The following is a 19,269-nucleotide window of genomic DNA, read 5'->3' as shown; positions in this document are numbered from 1 at the left end:
CACCCGGTTCAGCGGGGTGGGTGGTCAGTGGGGTGTGCGCGGGGCGAGAATGGCGCGGTCGAGAGGAGGCGGGACGCCGTGGCACTGGCGCTCTACCGCAAGTACCGGCCGCGAACCTTCGCCGAGGTCATCGGGCAGGAGCACGTCACCGAGCCGCTGTCGCAGGCGCTGCGTAGCGGGCGGCTCAACCACGCGTACCTCTTCTCCGGGCCGCGTGGCTGCGGCAAGACCTCCAGCGCCCGGATCCTGGCCCGGTCGCTCAACTGCGAGCACGGTCCCACCCCGGAGCCCTGCGGCACCTGTGACTCGTGTCGCTCGCTGAGCGGCGACGGGGCCGGCTCGATCGACGTCATCGAGATCGACGCGGCCAGCCACGGTGGTGTGGACGATGCCCGTGAGCTGCGGGAGAAGGCGTTCTTCGCGCCGGCCAACAGCCGCTTCAAGATCTATGTCATCGACGAGGCGCACATGGTCTCGTCGGCCGGCTTCAACGCCCTGCTCAAGCTGGTCGAGGAGCCGCCGGAGTACGTCAAGTTCATCTTCGCCACCACCGAGCCGGAGAAGGTCCTCGGCACGATCAAGTCGCGGACCCACCACTACCCGTTCCGGCTGATTCCGCCGAAGACCCTCCGGCCATACCTGGAGCAGCTGACCGAGGCCGAGGGCGTGCAGGTCGAGCCGGCGGTGTTCCCGCTGGTCGTGCGCGCCGGTGGGGGCAGCGCCCGGGACAGCCTCTCGGTGCTCGACCAGCTCATCGCCGGTGCCGGCCCGGACGGGGTCAGCTATGCCCGGGCCGCCGCGCTGCTGGGCGTCACCGACGCGGCGTTGATCGACGAGATGTGCGACGCGCTGGCGGCCGGGGACGGCGCGGCGGCGTACGCGACCGTCGACCGGGTGGCCGAGGCCGGGCACGACCCGCGCCGGTTCGCCTCGGACCTGCTGGAACGTCTGCGCGACCTGATCGTGCTCCAGCAGGTGCCGGACGCCGCCACCAAGGGGCTCATCGACGGGCCGGACGACCAGATCGAACGGATGGCCGCCCAGGCCCAGCAGCTCGGGCCGGGCACGCTGTCCCGGTGCGCCGACATCGTGCACGACGGCCTGGTGGAGATGCGGGGTACCACCGCGCCCCGGCTGCTGCTGGAGTTGATCTGCGCCCGGATGCTCCTGCCCGGCGTCGACGACTCCACCGGCGGCCTGCTCCAGCGCCTGGAACGCATGGAACGTCGGCTCACGCTCGCCGGCACGGACGCGCCGTCGGCCGCCGTCGGCTCCGCACCCGCGACCGAGCCCGCCACCGTACGCACTGCGCCTCCCGCCGCGCCCGCGGCTGCCGCCGCGCACCGGGCCGGGACCGGCACGCCGGCTGCCGCCCCCACCTCGACCGGTCCCGCCCCGACGGGGAGTGCCGCTGGCACACACGACTCCGACGACACCGCCCACACGGGCGGAGGTGCCGCAGGTGGCTCCGGCGGCGATGCGGGTCAGGCCGTGCCGGTCGCGCCGCGTCGTCAGGTGCCGCCGTCGGCCGTCATGCCCGACCCGGCGACCCCGGAGCCGCCCCGCCCCGGTGCGGCGGCGACCGGCGAGCTGGACGCGGTGGCGGTGCGCCGGGTCTGGCCCGAGGTGGTCGGCAAGGTCAATCGGAGCAACAAGCGGATTGCCGCGCTGATGCGGGACGCGGTGGTGCGGGACCTCGACGGTGACACGCTCGTGGTGACCGTGAAGTCGACCGTGCTGGCCAAGATGATGACCGACCACGCCCGGGTGCTCACCGACGCGCTCTATGAGGAGTTGGGCGGGCGCTGGCAGATCCGGTGCGAGGTGGCCGGCGAGCGGGGCGGTATGTCGCCCGGCAACCCTCGTGCCGCCGGCTCGGCTCCCGCCCGTCCGACGCCCGCCGCCGAGGCTCCGAGCCGCCCCGCCGCTGAGGGGCCTGGCCGTCCCGCTGGTGCGGGGACTCCGGTCGACAGCGGTTCGTCTGACGGCACGGCCCACCCGGGCTCCGCTGGCCGCGCTCCCGGAGGTGCCGCTGCTGCGGGTCCCGCCGGTGCGGCAGCGGCCGGTCGACCCGGCGGCGTCGACGCGGGCACTGGCGGTGGTGCGAACGCTGGCCCCGATGCTGCTGACGCAGGCCGTGCCGGGGGCACGGCCGGTGGGAGCCTCGGTGGCGCGACTGGTAGCGCACGCTCCGGTGGTGCGGCCCACACGGGTGCGCCCGGTTCTGCGCACCCCGGTGCTGCCGGACGACCGCAGGGCCGGGCCGGTGGCGGTGGAGGCCCGTCGGCCGCGTCGAGCGAGGACGACGACGGGGGCTGGCCGGAACCGGCGCGTCCCGGTGGCTCGACGCCGCCCGCCGGGTCGGGCGGTTCAAGCGGGTCGGGCGGGTCGGACGAGGCATGGCCGGAGGCGGCCCGGCCGGGCGGTGCGTCCGCGTCGACCGTCGCCCCGGCAGCGCAGGCCTCGGTCGCGGATGGCCGGTCCGCTCCGGCGTCGGGCGGTCACGCCGTGGAGGCCGCGGCAGGCCGGTCCGGTGCGGCGGCCCCGCCCCGGCAGGCTCCGGCGGGCAACGGCAACGGCAATGGCAGCGGCGGTGCCGGTGGCGCACCGGTCAGCAGCGCGATCGCGGCGGCCCGGGCTGCGGCGGCCGGGCGGGGTACGCGTACCGCTGGGGCGGGCACACGTACCACTGCGGCGGGCCGGCGGACCGCGGACGCGGAGTTCGCCGGTGAGCCCCCGTACGATCCGGACTTCGACGGTCCGGGGCGCGGCGGCGGGCGTCCGAGCGGTGGCCCGCCCGCCACGGCGCCGGTCTACGAGGGTTTCGACCCGGGCGACGAGCCGGGGGACGAGGTCATCGACGAGAAGACCGCCCGGGAGTCCGGCGAGGCGCAGGCAGTACGTCTGCTGCGGGAGGCGTTCGGCGCCGAGAAGATCGACGAGGTGCCGACCCGCTGACCCACGCACCGCGCCCGGTGGGCGGGTGTGGCCGCCGGAGTGTGGTCGGTGGGCATGGTTAGGGTGGGCGTGGTCTTGTAGACGAGTCGAGGGAGCGATCGTGCGGCCTGGTGGACAGCCGAACATGCAGCAGATGCTGAAGCAGGCGCAGAAGATGCAGCAGCAGATCGCCAAGGCGCAGGCCGAGTTGGCCGAGGCCGAGGTGACCGGCACCGCCGGTGGTGGTCTGGTCACCGCGACCGTGTCCGGTGCCGGTGAGATCAAGAGCATCAAGATCGACCCGAAGGCGGTCGACCCGGAGGACGTGGAGACCCTGGAGGACCTGGTCCTCGCGGCGCTGCACAACGCCACCGCGGCGGCCCGTGAGCTGACCGACCAGAAGATGGGCCCGGTCGCGGGTGGGATGGGCGGCCTCGGCCTGCCCGGGTTCTGAGCCACCCGATGTATGAGGGTGCCATCCAGGATCTGATCGACGAGCTGGGGCGCTTGCCGGGTGTGGGCCCGAAGAGCGCCCAGCGGATCGCCTTCCACATCCTGTCGGCGGATCCGGCCGACGTGAACCGGCTGGCCGGAGCGCTGCGCAAGGTCAAGGACCTGGTGCGCTTCTGCACCACCTGCTACAACGTCGCCGAGTCGGAGCAGTGCCGGATCTGCCGTGATCCGCGTCGCGGCAACGAGGTGATCTGCGTGGTGGAGGAGCCGAAGGACGTCGTCGCGATCGAACGGACCGGTGAGTTCCGGGGGCGGTACCACGTGCTCGGCGGGGCGATCAATCCGCTGGAGGGCATCGGGCCGGACAACCTGCGTATCCGGGAGCTGCTGGCTCGGCTGAGCGGCGGCGAGGTCCGTGAGTTGATCCTGGCCACCGACCCGAACACCGAGGGCGAGGCGACCGCGACCTACCTCGCCCTCATGGTCAAGCCGATGGGGATCTCGGTGACCAGGTTGGCCAGTGGCCTCCCGGTCGGCGGCGACCTGGAGTACGCCGACGAGATCACCTTGGGCCGTGCTTTCGAGGGCCGCCGCGCGGTCTGACCGAGGGCGGGTGGGTGTGACACCAGCGGCGGCGGCTCACCCGACCACGTAACAGATTGATATCGATTGTATGGGTTGATTGGCCCCTTTTGTCGCATAGCCTCTGAGTGTGTCTGCTGGTGGCCGGTCACTAAGGACACGATCCGGTACCAAGAGCTTCGCGCGCCGTTTCCCGGCGGTCGAAGTGGGAGCTATGGTCACCGCCATCGGTGACCCTGTCACCACGTTGTCCGTAACCCCAAGGACGAGGTGAAGCACCCATGCGTGCATCCAGGCCGAAGGTCGCTATCGCGGCTGTGGCGGCCGCGGCCCTCGCGGTAGCAGGCTGTGCCGAAAGCGATCGCGAAGGTTCCAGCGGTAGTAGCAACGAGACCCTCGTCTTCGGCGTCGCCGGAGACCCGAAGGTGCTCGACCCCAGCTTCGCCAGCGACGGTGAGTCGCTGCGTGTGGCGCGTCAGGTCTTCGAGACGCTGGTCCGCCCGGAGGAGGGCGGCACCAAGGTCAGCCCCGGCCTCGCCGAGTCCTGGGAGCCCGACGCGGCGGGTACGACGTGGACGTTCAAGCTGCGTTCCGGCGTGAAGTTCCACGACGGCACCGACTTCAACGCCGAGGCCGTCTGCACGAACTTCGACCGTTGGTACAACGCCAAGGGCCTCATGCAGAGCCCGGACGTGACGGCGTACTGGCAGGACATCATGGGTGGCTTCGCCGCCAACGAGGACGACACTCTCCCGGAGAGCCTCTTCAAGTCCTGCACCGCCACCGACGCGACCACGGTCAGCCTGGCCTTTACCCGGGTCTCCAGCAAGATCCCGGCCGCCCTGATGCTGCCGTCCTTCTCGATCCACAGCCCGAAGGCGCTGCAGGAGCACGACGCCAGCAACGTCACGGGCAGCGCGGACGACATCAAGTACCCGGCGTACGCGACCGAGCACCCGACCGGTACCGGTCCGTTCAAGTTCAAGTCCTGGGACGTCCCGAACAAGACGCTGACCCTGGAGCGCAACGAGGACTACTGGGGCGACAAGGCCAAGCTCAAGAGCCTGATCTTCCGCACCATCTCGGACGAGAACGCTCGTAAGCAGGCGCTGCGTTCCGGTGACATCCAGGGCTACGACCTGGTCGGACCGGCCGACGTCGAGCCGCTCAAGGGCGAGGGCTTCAATGTCCTGACCCGTCCGGCCTTCAACATCCTCTACCTGGCGATCAACCAGAAGGGGAACCCGAAGCTGGCCGACCTCAAGGTCCGGCAGGCGCTGGCGCACGCGATCAACCGCCAGGCGCTGGTCGACTCGAAGCTGCCCCCGGGCGCCCAGGTCGCGGTGAACTTCTTCCCCGAGACCGTCGAGGGCTGGAACGGCGACGTCACCAAGTACGACTACGACGTCGACAAGGCCAAGTCGCTGCTGGCCGAGGCCGGCGCGTCGGACCTGACCCTGCGGTTCCACTACCCGACCGAGGTCACCCGGCCCTACATGCCGAACCCGAAGGACCTGTTCGAGCTGGTCTCGGCGGACCTCCAGGCGGCCGGCATCAAGATTGAGCCGATCCCGCTGAAGTGGAGCCCGGACTACCTCAACGCCACCACCTCCGGCTCCGCGCACGACCTGCACTTCCTCGGCTGGACCGGTGACTACGGCGACGGTTACAACTTCATCGGTACGTTCTTCGACCGGCAGAAGGACGAGTGGGGCTTCAACAACCCCGCGCTGTTCGAGAAGTTCAAGCAGGCGGACACCACCGCGGACCAGGCGGCCAAGGTGGCGCTCTACAAGGAGATCAACGCCGACATCATGAACTTCCTGCCCGGTGTGCCGATCTCGCACGCACCGCCGGCCATCGTGTTCGGCAAGGACGTGACCGGGGTCAAGGCGAGCCCGCTCACCGACGAGCGGTTCTCCACCGCCGAGTTCAAGTCCTGATCTGACGCATATAGAACGCGGGCGGGCGCTGTACCACAGCGCCCGCCCGCTACCCTCAGCACACCCTTCGAGGCCGCCGTGTTCCGGTTCATCGTCAGACGCCTCCTGCAGCTGATACCCACGCTGTTCGGGCTCTCCATCCTGTTGTTCATCTGGCTCCGGCGGTTGCCCGGTGGCCCCGAGACCGCCATCCTCGGCGAGCGGGGCACACCCGAGATGCGCGCCGCGATCCGCCGCAATCTCGGCCTCGACGAGCCGATCCTGATCCAGTACGGCCGGTTCGTGCGGCGGATGGTCCGCCTGGACCTGGGTACGTCGATCTCCACCAAGCGCGAGGTCACCACCGAGTTCCTCCAGCGCTTCCCTGGCACCGTCGAGCTGACCGTCACCGCGATGGTGATCGCGATCGGCATCGGTATCCCACTGGGCTACCTGGCCGCCCGCCGACGCGGCCGCTTCCTCGACCACGCCTCCGTCGGCGGGTCGCTGATCGGTATCTGCATCCCGGTCTTCTTCCTGGCGTACGTGCTGAAGGCGATCTTCTCGGAGAACCTCGGCTGGTTCCCCTCCAGCGGACGGCAGGACCCGACGATCGGCGCCACCCGGATCACCAACTTCTTCGTGCTGGACGGGCTGATGACCCGGGAGTGGGACGCCGCCGCCGACGCGCTGTGGCATCTGGTCCTGCCCGGGCTCGCGCTGGCCAGCATCCCCCTGGCGATCATCGTCCGGATCACCCGGGCCAGCGTGTTGGAGGTGCTCAACGAGGACTTCGTGCGTACGGCCGAGGCCAAGGGCCTGACCGAGAACGTCGTACGCCGCCGGCACGTGCTGCGTAACGCGATGCTCCCGGTGGTGACCTCGATCGGTCTGCTCACCGGCGGTCTGCTCTCCGGCGCGGTGCTCACCGAGACCGTCTTCGCGTTCAGCGGGATCGGCGCCTTCCTCGCCGAGGCCATCAACCAGCGCGACTATCCGGTCCTGATGGGCTTCATCATGATCATTGCGGTGGTGTACGTGCTGGTGAACCTGATCGTGGACCTCTCGTACAGCCTGATCGACCCGAGGGTGAGGGTCCGATGACGATCATCAGTGGCAAGAAGCGCGAGAAGATCGACCGGCTCGCCGAACTCGCCGCGCGCGAGGAGGAGCGGGGCGTCAGCCTGTGGCAGGACGCCTTCCGGCGGCTGCGGCGCAACCCGGCGGCCATCATCGGCGCGGTCATCCTGGCCATCTTCGTGCTGGTGGCGCTGATCGGCCCGTTCCTGGTGCCGTACGGCCCGACGGACACGATGGGCATCCGCGAAGGCGTGATCCGACCGGGCACCATCCCCGGCCCGTCCAGCGAGCACTGGTTCGGCTACGACCACCAGGGTCGGGACGTGTTCAGCCGGATGGTGGTGGGCGCCCGGCAGACCCTGCTGGTCGGCGTGGTGGCCACCCTGATCGGTCTGGCCGTCGGCGCGCTGATCGGCGGCGTCGCGGGTGCCGCCGCCGGCCTGGGGGGCCGCTGGGGGCGCTGGATCGACAGCGTCCTGATGCGGTTCATCGACATGCTGCTGGCGCTGCCCAGCCTGCTGCTCGCGGTCAGCATCGCCGCCCTGCTCGGCCGGAGCCTGACCACCGTGATGATCGCGGTCGGCATGGTCTCGGTGCCGGTCTTCGCCCGGCTGCTGCGCGGCTCGATGATCGTGCAGTCGAACAGCGACTACGTCCTCGCCGCCACCTCGCTCGGCGTACGCAAGTCGAAGATCGCGCTGACCCACGTACTCCCCAACTCGCTCGCCCCGGTCATCGTCCAGGCGACGCTGACCCTGGCCACCGCGATCATCGAGGCCGCCGCGCTCTCCTTCCTCGGGCTCGGCAACCCCGACTCGGCCACCCCCGAGTGGGGCGTCATGCTGGCCGACGCGCAGCAGTACCTCGGAGTACGGCCGGAGCTGGCCATCTATCCGGCGGTCGCCATCATCATCACCGCCCTGGGATTCACCCTGCTCGGTGAGGCGATGCGCGAGGCCCTCGATCCGAAGCTGCGGAAGTAGGAGGGTTCGTAATGGCACTACTCGAAGTGGACGACCTCTCCGTCACCTTTGCCCGGCGCGGTCAGCGCGCCGTGCACGCCGTCGACGGGGTGTCCTTCTCGGTCGACGCCGGTCAGGTGGTCGGCCTGGTCGGTGAGTCCGGCTGCGGCAAGTCGGTGACCTCGCTGGCCATCATGGGCCTGCTGCCCAAGCAACCCGGCCTGCGGGTCGGCGGCAAGGCGGTGTTCGACGGCACGGATCTGCTCCAGCTCGACGACCGGTCGCGGCGGGACATCCGGGGCCGCGATGTCGCGATGATCTTCCAGGACCCGCTGTCGTCCCTGAACCCGGTCGTACCAATCGGACTCCAGGTCACCGAGGTGCTGACCCGGCACCGGGGGATGAAGGGCGCCGCCGCGGCGAAGGAGGCCGCCGCACTGCTGGACCGGGTCGGCATCCCCGACCCCACCCGGCGGCTCAAGGAGTACCCGCACCAGCTCTCCGGCGGGATGCGGCAGCGCGCGTTGATCGCGATGGCGGTGGCCTGTCAGCCCCGGCTGCTGATCGCCGACGAGCCCACCACGGCGCTCGACGTGACCATCCAGGCGCAGATCCTCGAACTGCTCAAGGACCTGGTCCGAGACTCCGACACCGCGCTGGTGATGATCACGCACGACCTGGGCGTGGTCGCCGGCATGTGCGACACGATCAACGTGCTCTACGGCGGCCGGGTGGTCGAGACCGCCCGGCGGCGTCCGCTGTTCCGCGAGCCCCGGCACCCGTACACGGTGGGGCTGCTCGGCTCCGTGCCGCGCCTGGACGCCGGGCGCGGCGAGCGGCTCACGCCGATCCCCGGTTCGGTGCGTGACCTGCTGCCCTGGCCCGAGGGCTGCGCCTTCGCGCCGCGCTGCACCCGTCGGGTGGACGCCTGCGTCGGCCAGCCGCCGGAGCTGGTGCTCACCCACGCCGGCCGCAGCTACCGTTGCGTCAACCCGGCCCCGTTGCCGGACCCCACGCCGGCTACGCCGTCCGCCGAAGCCGCACCGTCGTCCGCCGAGGCACCGTCGTCCGCCGAGGCACCGTCGTCCGCCGAGGTCGAGCCGTCTGCCGAGGCCCGGGCGTCCGCCGGGACTGCGGCGGTCGCCGAGGCACCGTCGGTCGCCGAGGCGGCCGCGCCCGTCGAGGCGTCGGGTACCGGCCAGGTGCCCGCGCCGCGCGAGGAGGAGAAGTCATGACCGAGAGCGACGTCCTCGTCGAGGTGCGGGACCTCAAGGTGCATTTCCCGATCAAGCGGGGGGTGCTGTTCGACCGGACGGTCGGCCACGTCAAGGCGGTCGACGGCGTCGACCTGAGCATCTCGCGCGGCAAGACGTACGGCCTGGTCGGTGAGTCGGGCTGCGGCAAGTCCACGCTCGGCCGGGCGCTGCTCCAGCTCAACCCGCCCACCGCAGGTGAGGTGCGCTTCGACGGGGTGGAGTTGACCACGCTGGCGCCGCGCAGGCTGCGGACCATGCGGCGACGGATGCAGATGATCTTCCAGGACCCGATGTCCAGCCTCGACCCGAGGCAGAACGTCGAGTCCATCCTCACCGAGGGCCTGCAGACGCACGGCATCGGTGGCGACCGAGACGGCCGCAGGAAGATCATCGGCGAGACGCTGGACAAGGTGGGCCTGCCCCGTTGGGCGTTGTCCCGCTACCCGCACGAGTTCTCCGGCGGTCAGCGACAGCGCATCGGCATCGCTCGCGCGCTGGTGCTCGGGCCGGAGCTGATCGTCGCCGACGAGCCGGTCTCCGCCCTGGACGTGTCGATCCAGGCGCAGGTGATCAACCTGCTCGACGAGTTGCAGGACAGCCTCGGCCTCACCTATCTGGTGATCGCGCACGACCTGGCGGTGGTGCGGCACATCTCCGATACCGTCGGGGTGATGTACCTGGGCGGCCTGGTCGAGGAGGCGCCCAGCGACCGGCTCTACACCGAGCCGCTGCACCCGTACACCCGGGCGCTGATGTCGGCGGTGCCGGTGCCGGACCCGGACGTCGAGGACCGCCGGGAGCGGATCCTGCTCTCCGGTGACCTGCCGTCGCCGGCCAACCCGCCGTCGGGTTGCCGCTTCCACACCCGGTGCCCGTGGGCGCAGCCGACCCGGTGCGCCGACGAGCGGCCGGTGCTGCGGGAGATCGGCGGCAGTCGGGTCGCCTGTCACTTCGCCGAGCAGATCGCCAGCGGCGAGATGCGGCCGCACAAGGTGAGTGCGGAGATCGTCCGCCCGGAGGGCGAGGGCGAGGAGCCCGGCGTGGTCTCCGCACCCAGCGAGCCGGGCACGTTCGTCTAGCTGAGCTGTTAGCAGGGGTCCCTTTCTATGCCGCAGGCGTTAGAAAGGGACCCCTCCTTACATCCGGGTGCAACCAGGATCAGCCCTCGGGACGGTTCAGCAGGCCGACCGCGATGCTGTGCACCGCGTCCAGCCCGGCCGCGTCGGCCAGCGCGGCGCTGCCGCCGGTGACCGCGTACCACTCGTCGGCGTCCTTGTACTGCACGTGGAGGGTGACCCGGCCGTCGGCGAGGTCGGTGCGCAGGGTCAACTCCCCGGTGACCACGCCGACCTCGTCGGTCATCACCCCGCCCGGTCCGGGCACGATGTCCGTGGTCCGACTCTGCGGACCGGTGGCACCACCGGCGTCGGCGGTCATCCCGGCACCGGGTACCTCCACCTCACCCGCAGCCGCGCCGTCGGCGGTCATCCCGGCGGTTGCCGGGCCCGGGCTGCCGCCGGCCGCCGCGGCGTCGTCTCCGCCCGCGTCGGGCGTCCGTTCGGGTGCCGGGGTGCCGCCGGCTCCGGTTACGGCTTGCTCTCCCATGTGCAGCCCTCCAACATGTCGGCCAGCGCGGCCTTCTCAGCACTGGTGATCGTGAGCTTCCAGTGGTGCTTCACCGCCACCCAGTCGCCGGCATACTGGCACCAGTATGACCGGTTTGGCGGTTTCCACTGGGACGGATCCTGATCACCCTTTGCCCGGTTGGAGGAGGCCGAAACCGCGAAGAGCTGCGGCCGGTCGAGGTCGTTCGCGAAATCACTACGCTTCGAGTCCTCCCACTCGTCCGCGCCGGAGCGCCACGCGTTGGCGAGCGGGACCATGTGGTCGATGTCCACGCTGGACGGGTCGGTGAAGGTCCGTCCGTCGTACACGCTCTCCCAGTTGCCACCCACCACGTTGCACCCGGAGTGCTGGATGTCCTTGCCGTCGCGTTCCAGGACGGTGTCACGGACGTCGCAGTTCTGGCCGGTCTTGCGCCAGTGCGAGAAACGGTTGCGGCTGTAGCCGCGCATCGGGTTGGCTTCGGCGACGGTCAGTTCGGAGAGCATCTGGGTGGCGGTGCCACCGTCACCGCTGGTGGGCGACACCTCCGGCTCCACCAACTCGACGCAACCGGCCGCGCCTAGGGTCAGCGCCGCGACGAGCGCGAGCGCCCCCAGGGCGCGAGGTCCTGATCTGGTACGCACAGACGACACCTCTCCAGCTTGCGGGCTTTCGGCGATCCCGCACAGTACCCGGGCCCAGTTTCGGCGATTCGTGGTGTCTCACGTATGGCGCACGGCACATTGGTAGTCATGCCCGACACCGCGCCCGCACTCCGGCTGAAGTCGCACGCCGGCCGAGGCACGCTGGCCGCCGCCGTCCTCGCCTCCGGCATGGTCTTCCTGGACACCACCGTGGTCAACGTGGCCCTGCCCCGACTCGGCGCGGAGCTGGGCGCCTCGGTGGCGGGACTACAGTGGACGGTCAACGGCTATCTGCTCACGTTGGCCGCGTTCGTGCTGCTCGGCGGGGCGCTCGGCGACCGCTTCGGGCGACGGCGGATCTTCCTGCTGGGCGTGGTCTGGTTCACCGCCGCCTCGGTGCTGTGCGGGCTGGCACTGCGTACCGACTGGTTGGTGGCCGCGCGGTTCCTCCAGGGTGCCGGCGGCGCGCTGCTCACCCCCGGCTCGCTGTCGCTGCTCCAGGCCAGCTTCCACCCGGACGACCGGGGCAAGGTGATCGGGGCGTGGTCCGGGCTCTCCGGCGTCTCCACCGCACTCGGCCCGTTCATCGGCGGATGGCTGATCGACGCGCTCTCCTGGCGGTGGATCTTCTTCCTGAACCTGCCGCTGGCCGTGCTGGTGGTGCTGGCCGCGCTGCGCTGGGTGCCGGAGAGCCGGGACGAGAGCGCCTCGCGTAGCCGGGGCGGGCGTCGACGCTTCGACGTGGCCGGTGCGCTGCTCGGCGCGGTGGCACTGGCCGGGGTCACGTACGCGCTCGTCGACGCGCCGGGTCGCGGGATCAGCTCACCTGCCGTGCTGGTGTCGGCCCTGGTCGCGGTGCTGGCCGCGCTGGCGTTCGTGCTCGTGGAGCGCCGTCGCGGCGAGACCGCGATGCTGCCCACCGGGCTGTTCGGCAGTCGACTCTTCTCGGTGCTGAACGTCTTCACCGTGCTGGTGTACGCCGCACTCGGCGGGTTCACGTTCTTTTTCGCCGTCTACCTGCAGAACGTGGTCGGCTGGTCGGCGCTGCTCACCGGCCTGGCCCTGCTGCCGATGACGGTGCTGCTGCTGGTCGGCTCGCCGAAGGCCGGAGCGTTGTCGGCGAAGATCGGGCCGAGGCTGCCGCTGGCCGTCGGCCCGGTGCTGGCCGCCGTCGGGCTGCTGATGCTGCGGGAGGTGGACGCGGGTGCGTCGTACTGGCGGCAGGTGCTGCCCGGGGTGGTGCTGTTCGGTGCCGGGCTGACCCTGGTGGTGGCGCCGTTGACCGCGTCCGTGCTGGCCGCCGTGGCGGACCGCTTCGCCGGGGTGGCCAGCGGCTTCAACAACGCCGCATCCAGGGTGGGCGGTCTGCTGGCGGTAGCCGCGTTGCCGCTGCTGGTCGGGCTCAGCGGCACAGGCTACGAGCAGCCCGCCGAACTCACCGCCGCCTACCGGGGCGCGCTGCTCTGGTGCGCCGGCCTGCTGGTGGCCGGTGCGGTCATCGCCGCCCTGCTGGTACGCCGTCCGAACCGCCGACCACCGCCCGCACAACCCTGCCACTCCATGCCCGTCTCCACCCCGGACGACTCGGCCGCCCGGGACAGGTGAAAGGAGGGGTCCCCTGCTATGCACGAGGCGTTAGCAGGGGACCCCTCCTTACATTGCAGCCGGCCGGTCAGCGACGGGCGCGGTTGACGGCGCTGGTGACCGCCTTGACGGAGGCGGTGACGATGTTCGCGTCCATGCCGACGCCCCAGACCGTCCGCCCGTCCACCTCGCACTCCACGTACGCGGCCGCCTGCGCGTCACCGCCGGAGGAGAGCGCGTGCTCGTGGTAGTCGAGCACCCGTACGCTCACCCCGGCCGAGCCGAGCGCGTTGACGTACGCGTCGATCGGGCCGTTGCCGATCGCGGTCACCGAGCGGGCCTGGCCGCCCACACCAACCTGCGCGGTGATCTCGACCTTGCCGTCGGCGCTGCCGATGGCGTACTCGGTCAGCGTCACCGCCGGGTCGCTCTGGTGGTCGAGCAGGTACTGCGTGGCGAAGATCTGCCACATGGTGTCCGGGCCGACCTCGCCACCGTCGTGGTCGGTGACCTGCTGCACCACGCCGGAGAACTCGATCTGGAGCCGTCGGGGCAAGTCCAACTGGTGCTCGGTCTTCATGATGTACGCGACGCCGCCCTTGCCGGACTGCGAGTTGACCCGGATCACCGCCTCGTAGCTGCGACCCAGGTCCTTCGGGTCGATCGGCAGGTACGGCACCGCCCAGGTGAATTCGTCGACGGGTACGCCGGCCGCCGCCGCGTCGGCGTTCAGCGCGGCGAAGCCCTTGTTGATGGCGTCCTGGTGGGAGCCGGAGAAGGCGGTGTAGACCAGGTCACCGGCGTACGGGTGGCGCTCGTGCACGGGCAGTTGGTTGCAGTACTCGACGGCCCGCTTGACCTCGTCGATGTCAGAGAAGTCGATCATCGGGTCGATGCCCTGGGAGAAGAGGTTCAGGCCCAGCGTCACCAGGTCGACGTTGCCGGTGCGCTCGCCGTTGCCGAACAGGCACCCCTCGATCCGGTCCGCGCCGGCCAGCAGGCCCAGCTCGGCGGCGGCGACGCCGGTGCCCCGGTCGTTGTGCGGGTGCAGGCTGAGCACCAGGCTCTCGCGGCGGGGCAGGTGCCGGTGCATCCACTCGATCGAGTCGGCGTACACGTTGGGCATGGCCATCTCGACCGTGGCGGGCAGGTTGACGATCAGCTTGCGGTCCGGCGTGGGGTCGACGACCTCGATGACCTTGGCACAGACCTCCAGCGCGTACTCCAGCTCGGTGCCGGTGTACGACTCCGGCGAGTACTCGTAGTGGATCTCCGTGTCCGGCGTGTGGATCTCCGCGTACTTCTGGCAGAGCCGGGCGCCGGTGGTGGCGATGTCGGCGATGCCGTCGCGGTCCAGCCCGAAGACCACCCGTCGTTGCAGCGTGGAGGTGGAGTTGTAGAAGTGCACGATCGCCCGGCGCGCGCCGCGCAGCGCCTCGAAGGTCCGGTCGATCAGGTGCTCCCGGCACTGCGTCAGCACCTGGATGGTGACGTCGGCGGGGATCATGTCCTGCTCGATGAGCTGCCGGACGAACTCGTAGTCGGTCTGGCTGGCCGACGGGAACCCGACCTCGATCTCCTTGTAGCCCATCTGGACCAGGAGCTGGAACATCCGGCGCTTGCGCTCCGGCGACATCGGGTCGATCAGCGCCTGGTTGCCGTCGCGCAGGTCGACCGCGCACCAGCGCGGTGCGGTCTCGACGTGCCGGGTCGGCCAGGTGCGGTCCGGCAGGTCGATGCGGAACTGCTGCTGGTAGGGCTGGTAGCGGCGGTGCGGCATCTGGCTGGGACGTTGCCGGGCGATGGCATCGGAGTCAACGTCGGTGGTGCCGGCTGGGTGAGCCATGGCGGATTTCTCCTGGGGTCATGTGTCGTCAGCGACGGGGGTCGGCAGGGATGCCGAGCGAAAGATCCGGGACTGTGCTGGCGGCGCGGTTCGACTCCGCGACGAGGTGCCGGCCGTCAGGCCTCGTCGCGGCGACCAAGGAGGAGGTACGCCTGCCACATGACAGGGTGACCCTACGTGATGGGACGTGGTGTGGGAAAGACCCGTCCGGAGTGTGAGATGGAAATTGCGCCTAACCGCTCAGTCGACGGCCTCGCCGCAGCTCAGGACGAGTTCGGAGAGTGGGCGACGGTGGCGTAGAGCGGTCTCGTCGGCCAGCAGGTCGGCCGGAAGGCTCAACGGATCGCCGAGTTGGCCGACCGCGACCACCACGTACGGTCGCACCTCGCCGGGGAGGTCCAGGTCGGCGATCAGCCCGGCCCGGTCGAAATCGGTCACCTGGCGTACGTGCAGTCCCAGCGCGGTTGCCTGCACGCTCAGGTGGGCCACCGCCTGCCCCAGGTCGTACGCGGCGTACGCCTGCTCGGTCCGTCGGTACGCGCCGAGCACCAGGGCGGCGGCGCGTCCGGCCCACCGCTGCTCGGCCGGTGCCAGGTTGACCAGGATCCGCTTGAAGGTCTGGTCGTCGCGGTGTCCGAGGGCGAACCGCCACGGCTGCCGGTTGTCGACCGACGGTGCCCACCGGGCGGCTTCCAGCAGGGCGGCCGCCTCGGCCCGGGGCAGTTCCGTCACCGGGTCGAAGGACCGGGGGCTCCAGCGGAAGGCCAGCACGGGGGTGAGGTCGGTCATGCGTAGAAGCGTCCCGTATGAGGCATTTGGCGGTTATGTCGGGGCCGCCGAATGTGGGAAACGACACCCGTAACGGGACGGCCGGCCGGACGTTGCCGATGGGGCCTGCCCCGACCCGCCGCCGGACCAAGCACCAGGCCCGGAGTGGTGGCCCGGATCTGGAGACCCGGCCCGGGCCTACCCGCCGCCGGTCGGCTCGGTGTCTCCCGGTTCGGCGTCACCCGCTCCGGGTTCACCCGGCACAGTGCCGCCCGGATCGGTGCCGCCCGGATCGAGATCGGACGGCGTGGGCGGCGGTGGCGGTGCCTCCATGCCCAGCGGTTCGCCGTCGACCACCGGCCCCGCGAGCTGCACGGTGGCCGGCGCGGGCTCGGGCGGACCGGCCAGCGTCAGGGTGCCGAACGCCGCGCGGACCGCGGTCGGGGTGCCGTCCTCGTCGAAGCAGTAGATGCCGACGTCCAGCGGTGGGTTGATCGAGGCGGCCGTGGTCTCCACCGAGTAGCAGACGCCGGTGGCCTCGGGCGGAGCCATCGCGGGGGAGACCGACAGCGGGGCACGCCGGTCGGTCAGCACGTCCAGCCAGTCGGTGAACGGGTGCTGCACGCGGGGGTCGAGTCGGCGGGGCAGCGTGTCGTCGCGCTCGCCGACGCGTACGCAACTCGCCGCCTCGGGCCGGGTCGCCGAGGGCAACGCGCACTGGAACAGTCCGTCGGCGGTGGCCGCGAGCGAGACGTCCGCCGTGCCGCCGAGCGCGCCACCGGGTACGTCCACCCGCCAACTGCCGTCGTTGGCGCTGGTCACCACGACCGAGCGGTCGGGAGTGTCGGCCACCCGCAGGGTGTACCGGGCGACCATGTGCCGATCCTGCGCGGCGGCGGCGAGCGCGGCCAGTTCGTCGCGGGCCGCGTCCTGGCCCACCGGTCGTGGCGAGGCGCTCGGCGGTGGCGGCGGATCGTCCGGCGGGTCCGAGGAGCAGCCGGCGAGCAGGACGGGCAGGGCGAACGCGATCGGGGCGGTCAGGCGGACGGCGGGACGGTGGGCGGCGTACACCCGGCCATTCTCGGCGTTGGGTGCGCTTGCGGACACCCCCGGAAAGGTCGGCCTTTCCGGCGTGTCGCACACCACCTCGCCCGCCGCGCCGGGCCGGATCGTGGGATCACCTGACCCGGCGGTCAGAGCGGCCCGATACCCTGAGGTCGTCCGACCCGCGCCGCCGGCCCCGGTGCCGGCGGCGTCGGCACGCTCAGGGCAACCGGGAGGGAGTGCGCCGTCGTGGCACTCGTGGTGCAGAAGTACGGCGGGTCCTCCGTCGCCAACGCCGAGCGGATCAAGCGGGTGGCCGAACGGATCGTGGCCGCCCGTAAGGCCGGCGACGACGTCGTCGTGGTCGTCTCGGCGATGGGCGACACCACCGACGAGTTGCTCGACCTGGCCAACCAGGTCAGTCCGCTGCCGCCCGGGCGCGAGCTGGACATGCTGCTCACCGCCGGGGAGCGGATCTCGATGGCGCTGCTCGCCATGGCGATCCACAACCTGGGCTACGAAGCCCGTTCGTTCACCGGTTCGCAGGCGGGTGTCATCACCACCTCGGTGCACGGCCGGGCGCGGATCATCGACGTCACGCCGGGGCGGCTCAAGGGCGCGCTGGATGAGGGCGCCGTGGTCATCGTCGCCGGGTTCCAGGGTGTCTCGCAGGACACCAAGGACGTGACGACGCTGGGCCGGGGCGGCTCGGACACCACCGCCGTGGCGCTGGCCGCCGCGCTGCACGCGGACGTGTGCGAGATCTACACCGACGTGGACGGCATCTTCACCGCCGACCCGCGGATCGTCCCCAACGCCCGGCACATCAAGCAGATCACCTACGAGGAGATGCTGGAGCTGGCCGCCTGCGGCGCAAAGGTGCTGCACCTGCGCAGCGTGGAGTACGCCCGCCGGGCGGGACTGCCGATCCACGTCCGCTCGTCATACTCGACCAACACCGGCACCATGGTCATCGGATCGACGGAGGAGCTTCCTGTGGAGCAGGCACTGATCACCGGCGTCGCCCACGATCGCAGCGAGGCCAAGATCACCATCGTCGGGGTGCCCGACGAGCCGGGCGCCGCCGCGCGGATCTTCGACACCGTCGCGGGTGCCGAGATCAACATCGACATGATCGTGCAGAACGTCTCCACCGAGGGGACCGGGCGCACGGACATCTCCTTCACCCTGCCCAAGGCCGACGGCCCGACCGCGATGGCCGCGCTCAGCAAGATCCAGGAGTCGGTCAACTTCAAGGGTCTGCTCTATGACGACCACGTCGGCAAGGTCTCCCTGATCGGTGCCGGGATGCGTTCGCACCCGGGCGTCGCGGCCGGCTTCTTCGCCGCGCTCGGCCAGGCTGGCGTGAACATCGAGATGATCTCCACCTCGGAGATCCGGGTCTCCGTGGTCTGCCGGGACACCGACCTCGACGCGGCCGTCCGGGCCATCCACGAGGCCTTCGACCTGGGCGGCGACACCGAAGCCGTGGTGTACGCGGGAACGGGACGGTAGCGCGGATGGCCGGGCTGCCCACCCTGGCCGTGGTCGGGGCGACGGGCGCTATCGGCACCGTGATGTGTGAGTTGCTCACCGGGCGTCGCAACGTCTGGGGTGAGATCCGCCTGCTCGCCTCCGAGCGGTCGGTCGGGCGCAAGCTCCGCTGTCGGGGCGAGGAGTTGACCGTCCAGGCGCTGACCGAGGAGGCGTTCGACGGCGTCGACGTGGCGATGTTCGACGTACCGGACGAGGTCGCCGCGCACTGGGCGCCGATCGCGGTACGCCGGGGCGCGATCGTGGTGGACAACTCGGGCGCCTTCCGGATGGCGTCGGACGTTCCGCTGGTGGTTCCGGAGATCAACCCCGAGCAGGTCCACGAGCGGCCCCGGGGCATCGTCGCCAACGCGAACTGCACCACCCTGGCGATGATCGTCGCGGTCGCACCGCTGCACCGCGAGTACGGCCTGCGTGAGCTGGTGCTCGCCTCGTACCAGTCGGTCTCCGGGGCGGGTCAGCGCGGCGCGGACACGCTGCACGACCAGTTGGCCAAGGTGGCGGGCGACCGGCTGCTCGGCTCGCGTACCGGTGACGTGCGGCAGGCGGTCGGTGACGACCTCGGCCCGTTCCCCGCACCGATGGCGCTCAACGTGGTGCCGTGGGCCGGTTCACTCGTCGACGACGGCTGGTCCTCCGAGGAGATGAAGATGCGCGACGAGTCGCGCAAGATCCTCGGTACGCCGCACCTGAAGGTCACCGCCACCTGCGTACGGGTGCCGGTGCTCACCGGTCACTCGGTCGCCGTACACGCCGTCTTCGGCACCGAGATCAACGCCGAGGGGGCCCGTGGCGTGCTGCGCAACGCCCCCGGTGTGATCGTCGTCGACGACCCGGCCGCCGGTGAGTTCCCGATGCCGATCGACGCGGTCGGGACCGACCCGTCCTGGGTCGGCCGGATCCGTCGTGCCCTCGACGACCCCCGCGCGCTGAACTTCTTCGTCACCGGCGACAACCTCCGCAAGGGCGCCGCCCTGAACACCGCCCAGATCGCCGAACTCCTGGCCAAGGAGATCACCCAGCGCTGAGCGT

General features: G+C 70.9%; 16 protein-coding genes. 11 read left to right on the top strand and 5 right to left on the bottom strand.

From position 1 onward, the window contains the following. Positions 1-78: 78 nt before the first annotated feature. From ACZ31C_RS10435 to ACZ31C_RS10400, 8 genes are all read left to right on the top strand, one after another. Positions 79-2,958, top strand: a complete 2,880-nt coding sequence (locus tag ACZ31C_RS10435; protein ID WP_465794960.1) for a DNA polymerase III subunit gamma and tau — start codon at positions 79-81, stop codon at positions 2,956-2,958. A 124-nt stretch (positions 2,959-3,082) separates the two neighbouring features. Then, a complete protein-coding gene (locus tag ACZ31C_RS10430; protein WP_350698740.1) occupies positions 3,083-3,391 on the top strand; it encodes a YbaB/EbfC family nucleoid-associated protein in 309 nt (102 codons plus the stop codon). A gap of 8 nt (positions 3,392-3,399) precedes the next feature. After that, positions 3,400-3,993 carry a recombination mediator RecR gene (gene recR / locus ACZ31C_RS10425; RefSeq protein ID WP_465794959.1) on the top strand — a complete coding sequence of 198 codons (594 nt, stop codon included), beginning with the start codon at positions 3,400-3,402 and terminating at the stop codon, positions 3,991-3,993. Between the two features lie 260 nt (positions 3,994-4,253). Further along, positions 4,254-5,915 carry an ABC transporter substrate-binding protein gene (locus ACZ31C_RS10420; RefSeq protein ID WP_465794958.1) on the top strand — a complete coding sequence of 554 codons (1,662 nt, stop codon included), beginning with the start codon at positions 4,254-4,256 and terminating at the stop codon, positions 5,913-5,915. Between the two features lie 78 nt (positions 5,916-5,993). Further along, on the top strand, positions 5,994-6,998 hold the full coding sequence (locus ACZ31C_RS10415; RefSeq protein ID WP_117227296.1) for an ABC transporter permease: 1,005 nt from the start codon (positions 5,994-5,996) through the stop codon (positions 6,996-6,998). Continuing rightward, entirely contained in the window at positions 6,995-7,957 is a 963-nt protein-coding gene (locus ACZ31C_RS10410) for an ABC transporter permease (RefSeq protein WP_350698735.1), read from the top strand. The genes ACZ31C_RS10415 and ACZ31C_RS10410 overlap by 4 nt, the downstream gene beginning before the upstream one ends. An 11-nt stretch (positions 7,958-7,968) precedes the next feature. Beyond that, positions 7,969-9,171: an ABC transporter ATP-binding protein gene (locus ACZ31C_RS10405; RefSeq protein WP_465794957.1), complete on the top strand. Its 1,203-nt coding sequence runs from the start codon at positions 7,969-7,971 to the stop codon at positions 9,169-9,171. Continuing rightward, the gene (locus ACZ31C_RS10400) at positions 9,168-10,271 is read left to right on the top strand and encodes an ABC transporter ATP-binding protein (protein WP_465794956.1); all 1,104 of its coding nucleotides are present in this window, start codon (positions 9,168-9,170) and stop codon (positions 10,269-10,271) included. The genes ACZ31C_RS10405 and ACZ31C_RS10400 overlap by 4 nt, the downstream gene beginning before the upstream one ends. A gap of 79 nt (positions 10,272-10,350) precedes the next feature. Here the strand turns inward: ACZ31C_RS10400 and ACZ31C_RS10395 are convergent, their stop codons facing one another. Together ACZ31C_RS10395 and ACZ31C_RS10390 are read right to left on the bottom strand one after the other, a co-directional pair. Next, the gene (locus ACZ31C_RS10395; RefSeq protein ID WP_449953048.1) at positions 10,351-10,797 is read right to left on the bottom strand and encodes a hypothetical protein; all 447 of its coding nucleotides are present in this window, start codon (positions 10,795-10,797) and stop codon (positions 10,351-10,353) included. Next, positions 10,779-11,441, bottom strand: coding sequence for an HNH endonuclease family protein (locus ACZ31C_RS10390; protein WP_131053464.1), 663 nt, complete (start codon positions 11,439-11,441; stop codon positions 10,779-10,781). The genes ACZ31C_RS10395 and ACZ31C_RS10390 overlap by 19 nt, the downstream gene beginning before the upstream one ends. A 108-nt stretch (positions 11,442-11,549) precedes the next feature. Here ACZ31C_RS10390 and ACZ31C_RS10385 point away from each other — a divergent pair, with 108 nt between their 5' ends. Then, positions 11,550-13,046: an MFS transporter gene (locus ACZ31C_RS10385; protein ID WP_465794955.1), complete on the top strand. Its 1,497-nt coding sequence runs from the start codon at positions 11,550-11,552 to the stop codon at positions 13,044-13,046. 67 nt (positions 13,047-13,113) lie between these two features. Here ACZ31C_RS10385 and leuA read toward each other — a convergent pair whose 3' ends face one another. The 3 genes from leuA to ACZ31C_RS10370 form a co-directional block, all read right to left on the bottom strand. Beyond that, entirely contained in the window at positions 13,114-14,871 is a 1,758-nt protein-coding gene (gene leuA, locus ACZ31C_RS10380; RefSeq protein WP_465794954.1) for a 2-isopropylmalate synthase, read from the bottom strand. Positions 14,872-15,111: 240 nt separating this feature from the next. Next, entirely contained in the window at positions 15,112-15,660 is a 549-nt protein-coding gene (locus tag ACZ31C_RS10375) for a nitroreductase family protein (RefSeq protein WP_396751445.1), read from the bottom strand. Positions 15,661-15,837: 177 nt separating this feature from the next. Continuing rightward, a complete protein-coding gene (locus ACZ31C_RS10370) occupies positions 15,838-16,746 on the bottom strand; it encodes a hypothetical protein (RefSeq protein WP_465794953.1) in 909 nt (302 codons plus the stop codon). Between the two features lie 186 nt (positions 16,747-16,932). Between ACZ31C_RS10370 and ACZ31C_RS10365 the strand changes: the two genes are divergently transcribed. Together ACZ31C_RS10365 and ACZ31C_RS10360 are read left to right on the top strand one after the other, a co-directional pair. Next, complete coding sequence (locus tag ACZ31C_RS10365) at positions 16,933-18,198, top strand: aspartate kinase (protein ID WP_396751449.1); 1,266 nt, start codon at positions 16,933-16,935, stop codon at positions 18,196-18,198. A 5-nt stretch (positions 18,199-18,203) separates the two neighbouring features. After that, a complete protein-coding gene (locus ACZ31C_RS10360; protein ID WP_465794952.1) occupies positions 18,204-19,265 on the top strand; it encodes an aspartate-semialdehyde dehydrogenase in 1,062 nt (353 codons plus the stop codon). The last annotated feature ends 4 nt before the right edge of the window (positions 19,266-19,269 follow it).

The sequence above is a fragment of the Micromonospora sp. NPDC023869 genome, assembly GCF_055559695.1.
Note: the sequence above shows the minus strand (reverse complement) of the source record. Positions and strands in the feature narration are given on the sequence as shown.

Bases quoted from the DNA above. Each gene is read 5' to 3' on its own strand.
- ACZ31C_RS10405 (WP_465794957.1), top strand. From the start codon at position 7,969: ATGGCACTACTCGAAGTGGACGACCTCTCCGTCACCTTTGCCCGGCGC.
- ACZ31C_RS10410 (WP_350698735.1), top strand. From the start codon at position 6,995: ATGACGATCATCAGTGGCAAGAAGCGCGAGAAGATCGACCGGCTCGCC.
- ACZ31C_RS10430 (WP_350698740.1), top strand. From the start codon at position 3,083: ATGCAGCAGATGCTGAAGCAGGCGCAGAAGATGCAGCAGCAGATCGCC.
- ACZ31C_RS10400 (WP_465794956.1), top strand. From the start codon at position 9,168: ATGACCGAGAGCGACGTCCTCGTCGAGGTGCGGGACCTCAAGGTGCAT.
- recR (WP_465794959.1), top strand. From the start codon at position 3,400: ATGTATGAGGGTGCCATCCAGGATCTGATCGACGAGCTGGGGCGCTTG.
- ACZ31C_RS10395 (WP_449953048.1), bottom strand. From the start codon at position 10,797: ATGGGAGAGCAAGCCGTAACCGGAGCCGGCGGCACCCCGGCACCCGAA.
- leuA (WP_465794954.1), bottom strand. From the start codon at position 14,871: ATGGCTCACCCAGCCGGCACCACCGACGTTGACTCCGATGCCATCGCC.
- ACZ31C_RS10375 (WP_396751445.1), bottom strand. From the start codon at position 15,660: ATGACCGACCTCACCCCCGTGCTGGCCTTCCGCTGGAGCCCCCGGTCC.
- ACZ31C_RS10420 (WP_465794958.1), top strand. From the start codon at position 4,254: ATGCGTGCATCCAGGCCGAAGGTCGCTATCGCGGCTGTGGCGGCCGCG.
- ACZ31C_RS10360 (WP_465794952.1), top strand. From the start codon at position 18,204: ATGGCCGGGCTGCCCACCCTGGCCGTGGTCGGGGCGACGGGCGCTATC.
- ACZ31C_RS10385 (WP_465794955.1), top strand. From the start codon at position 11,550: ATGCCCGACACCGCGCCCGCACTCCGGCTGAAGTCGCACGCCGGCCGA.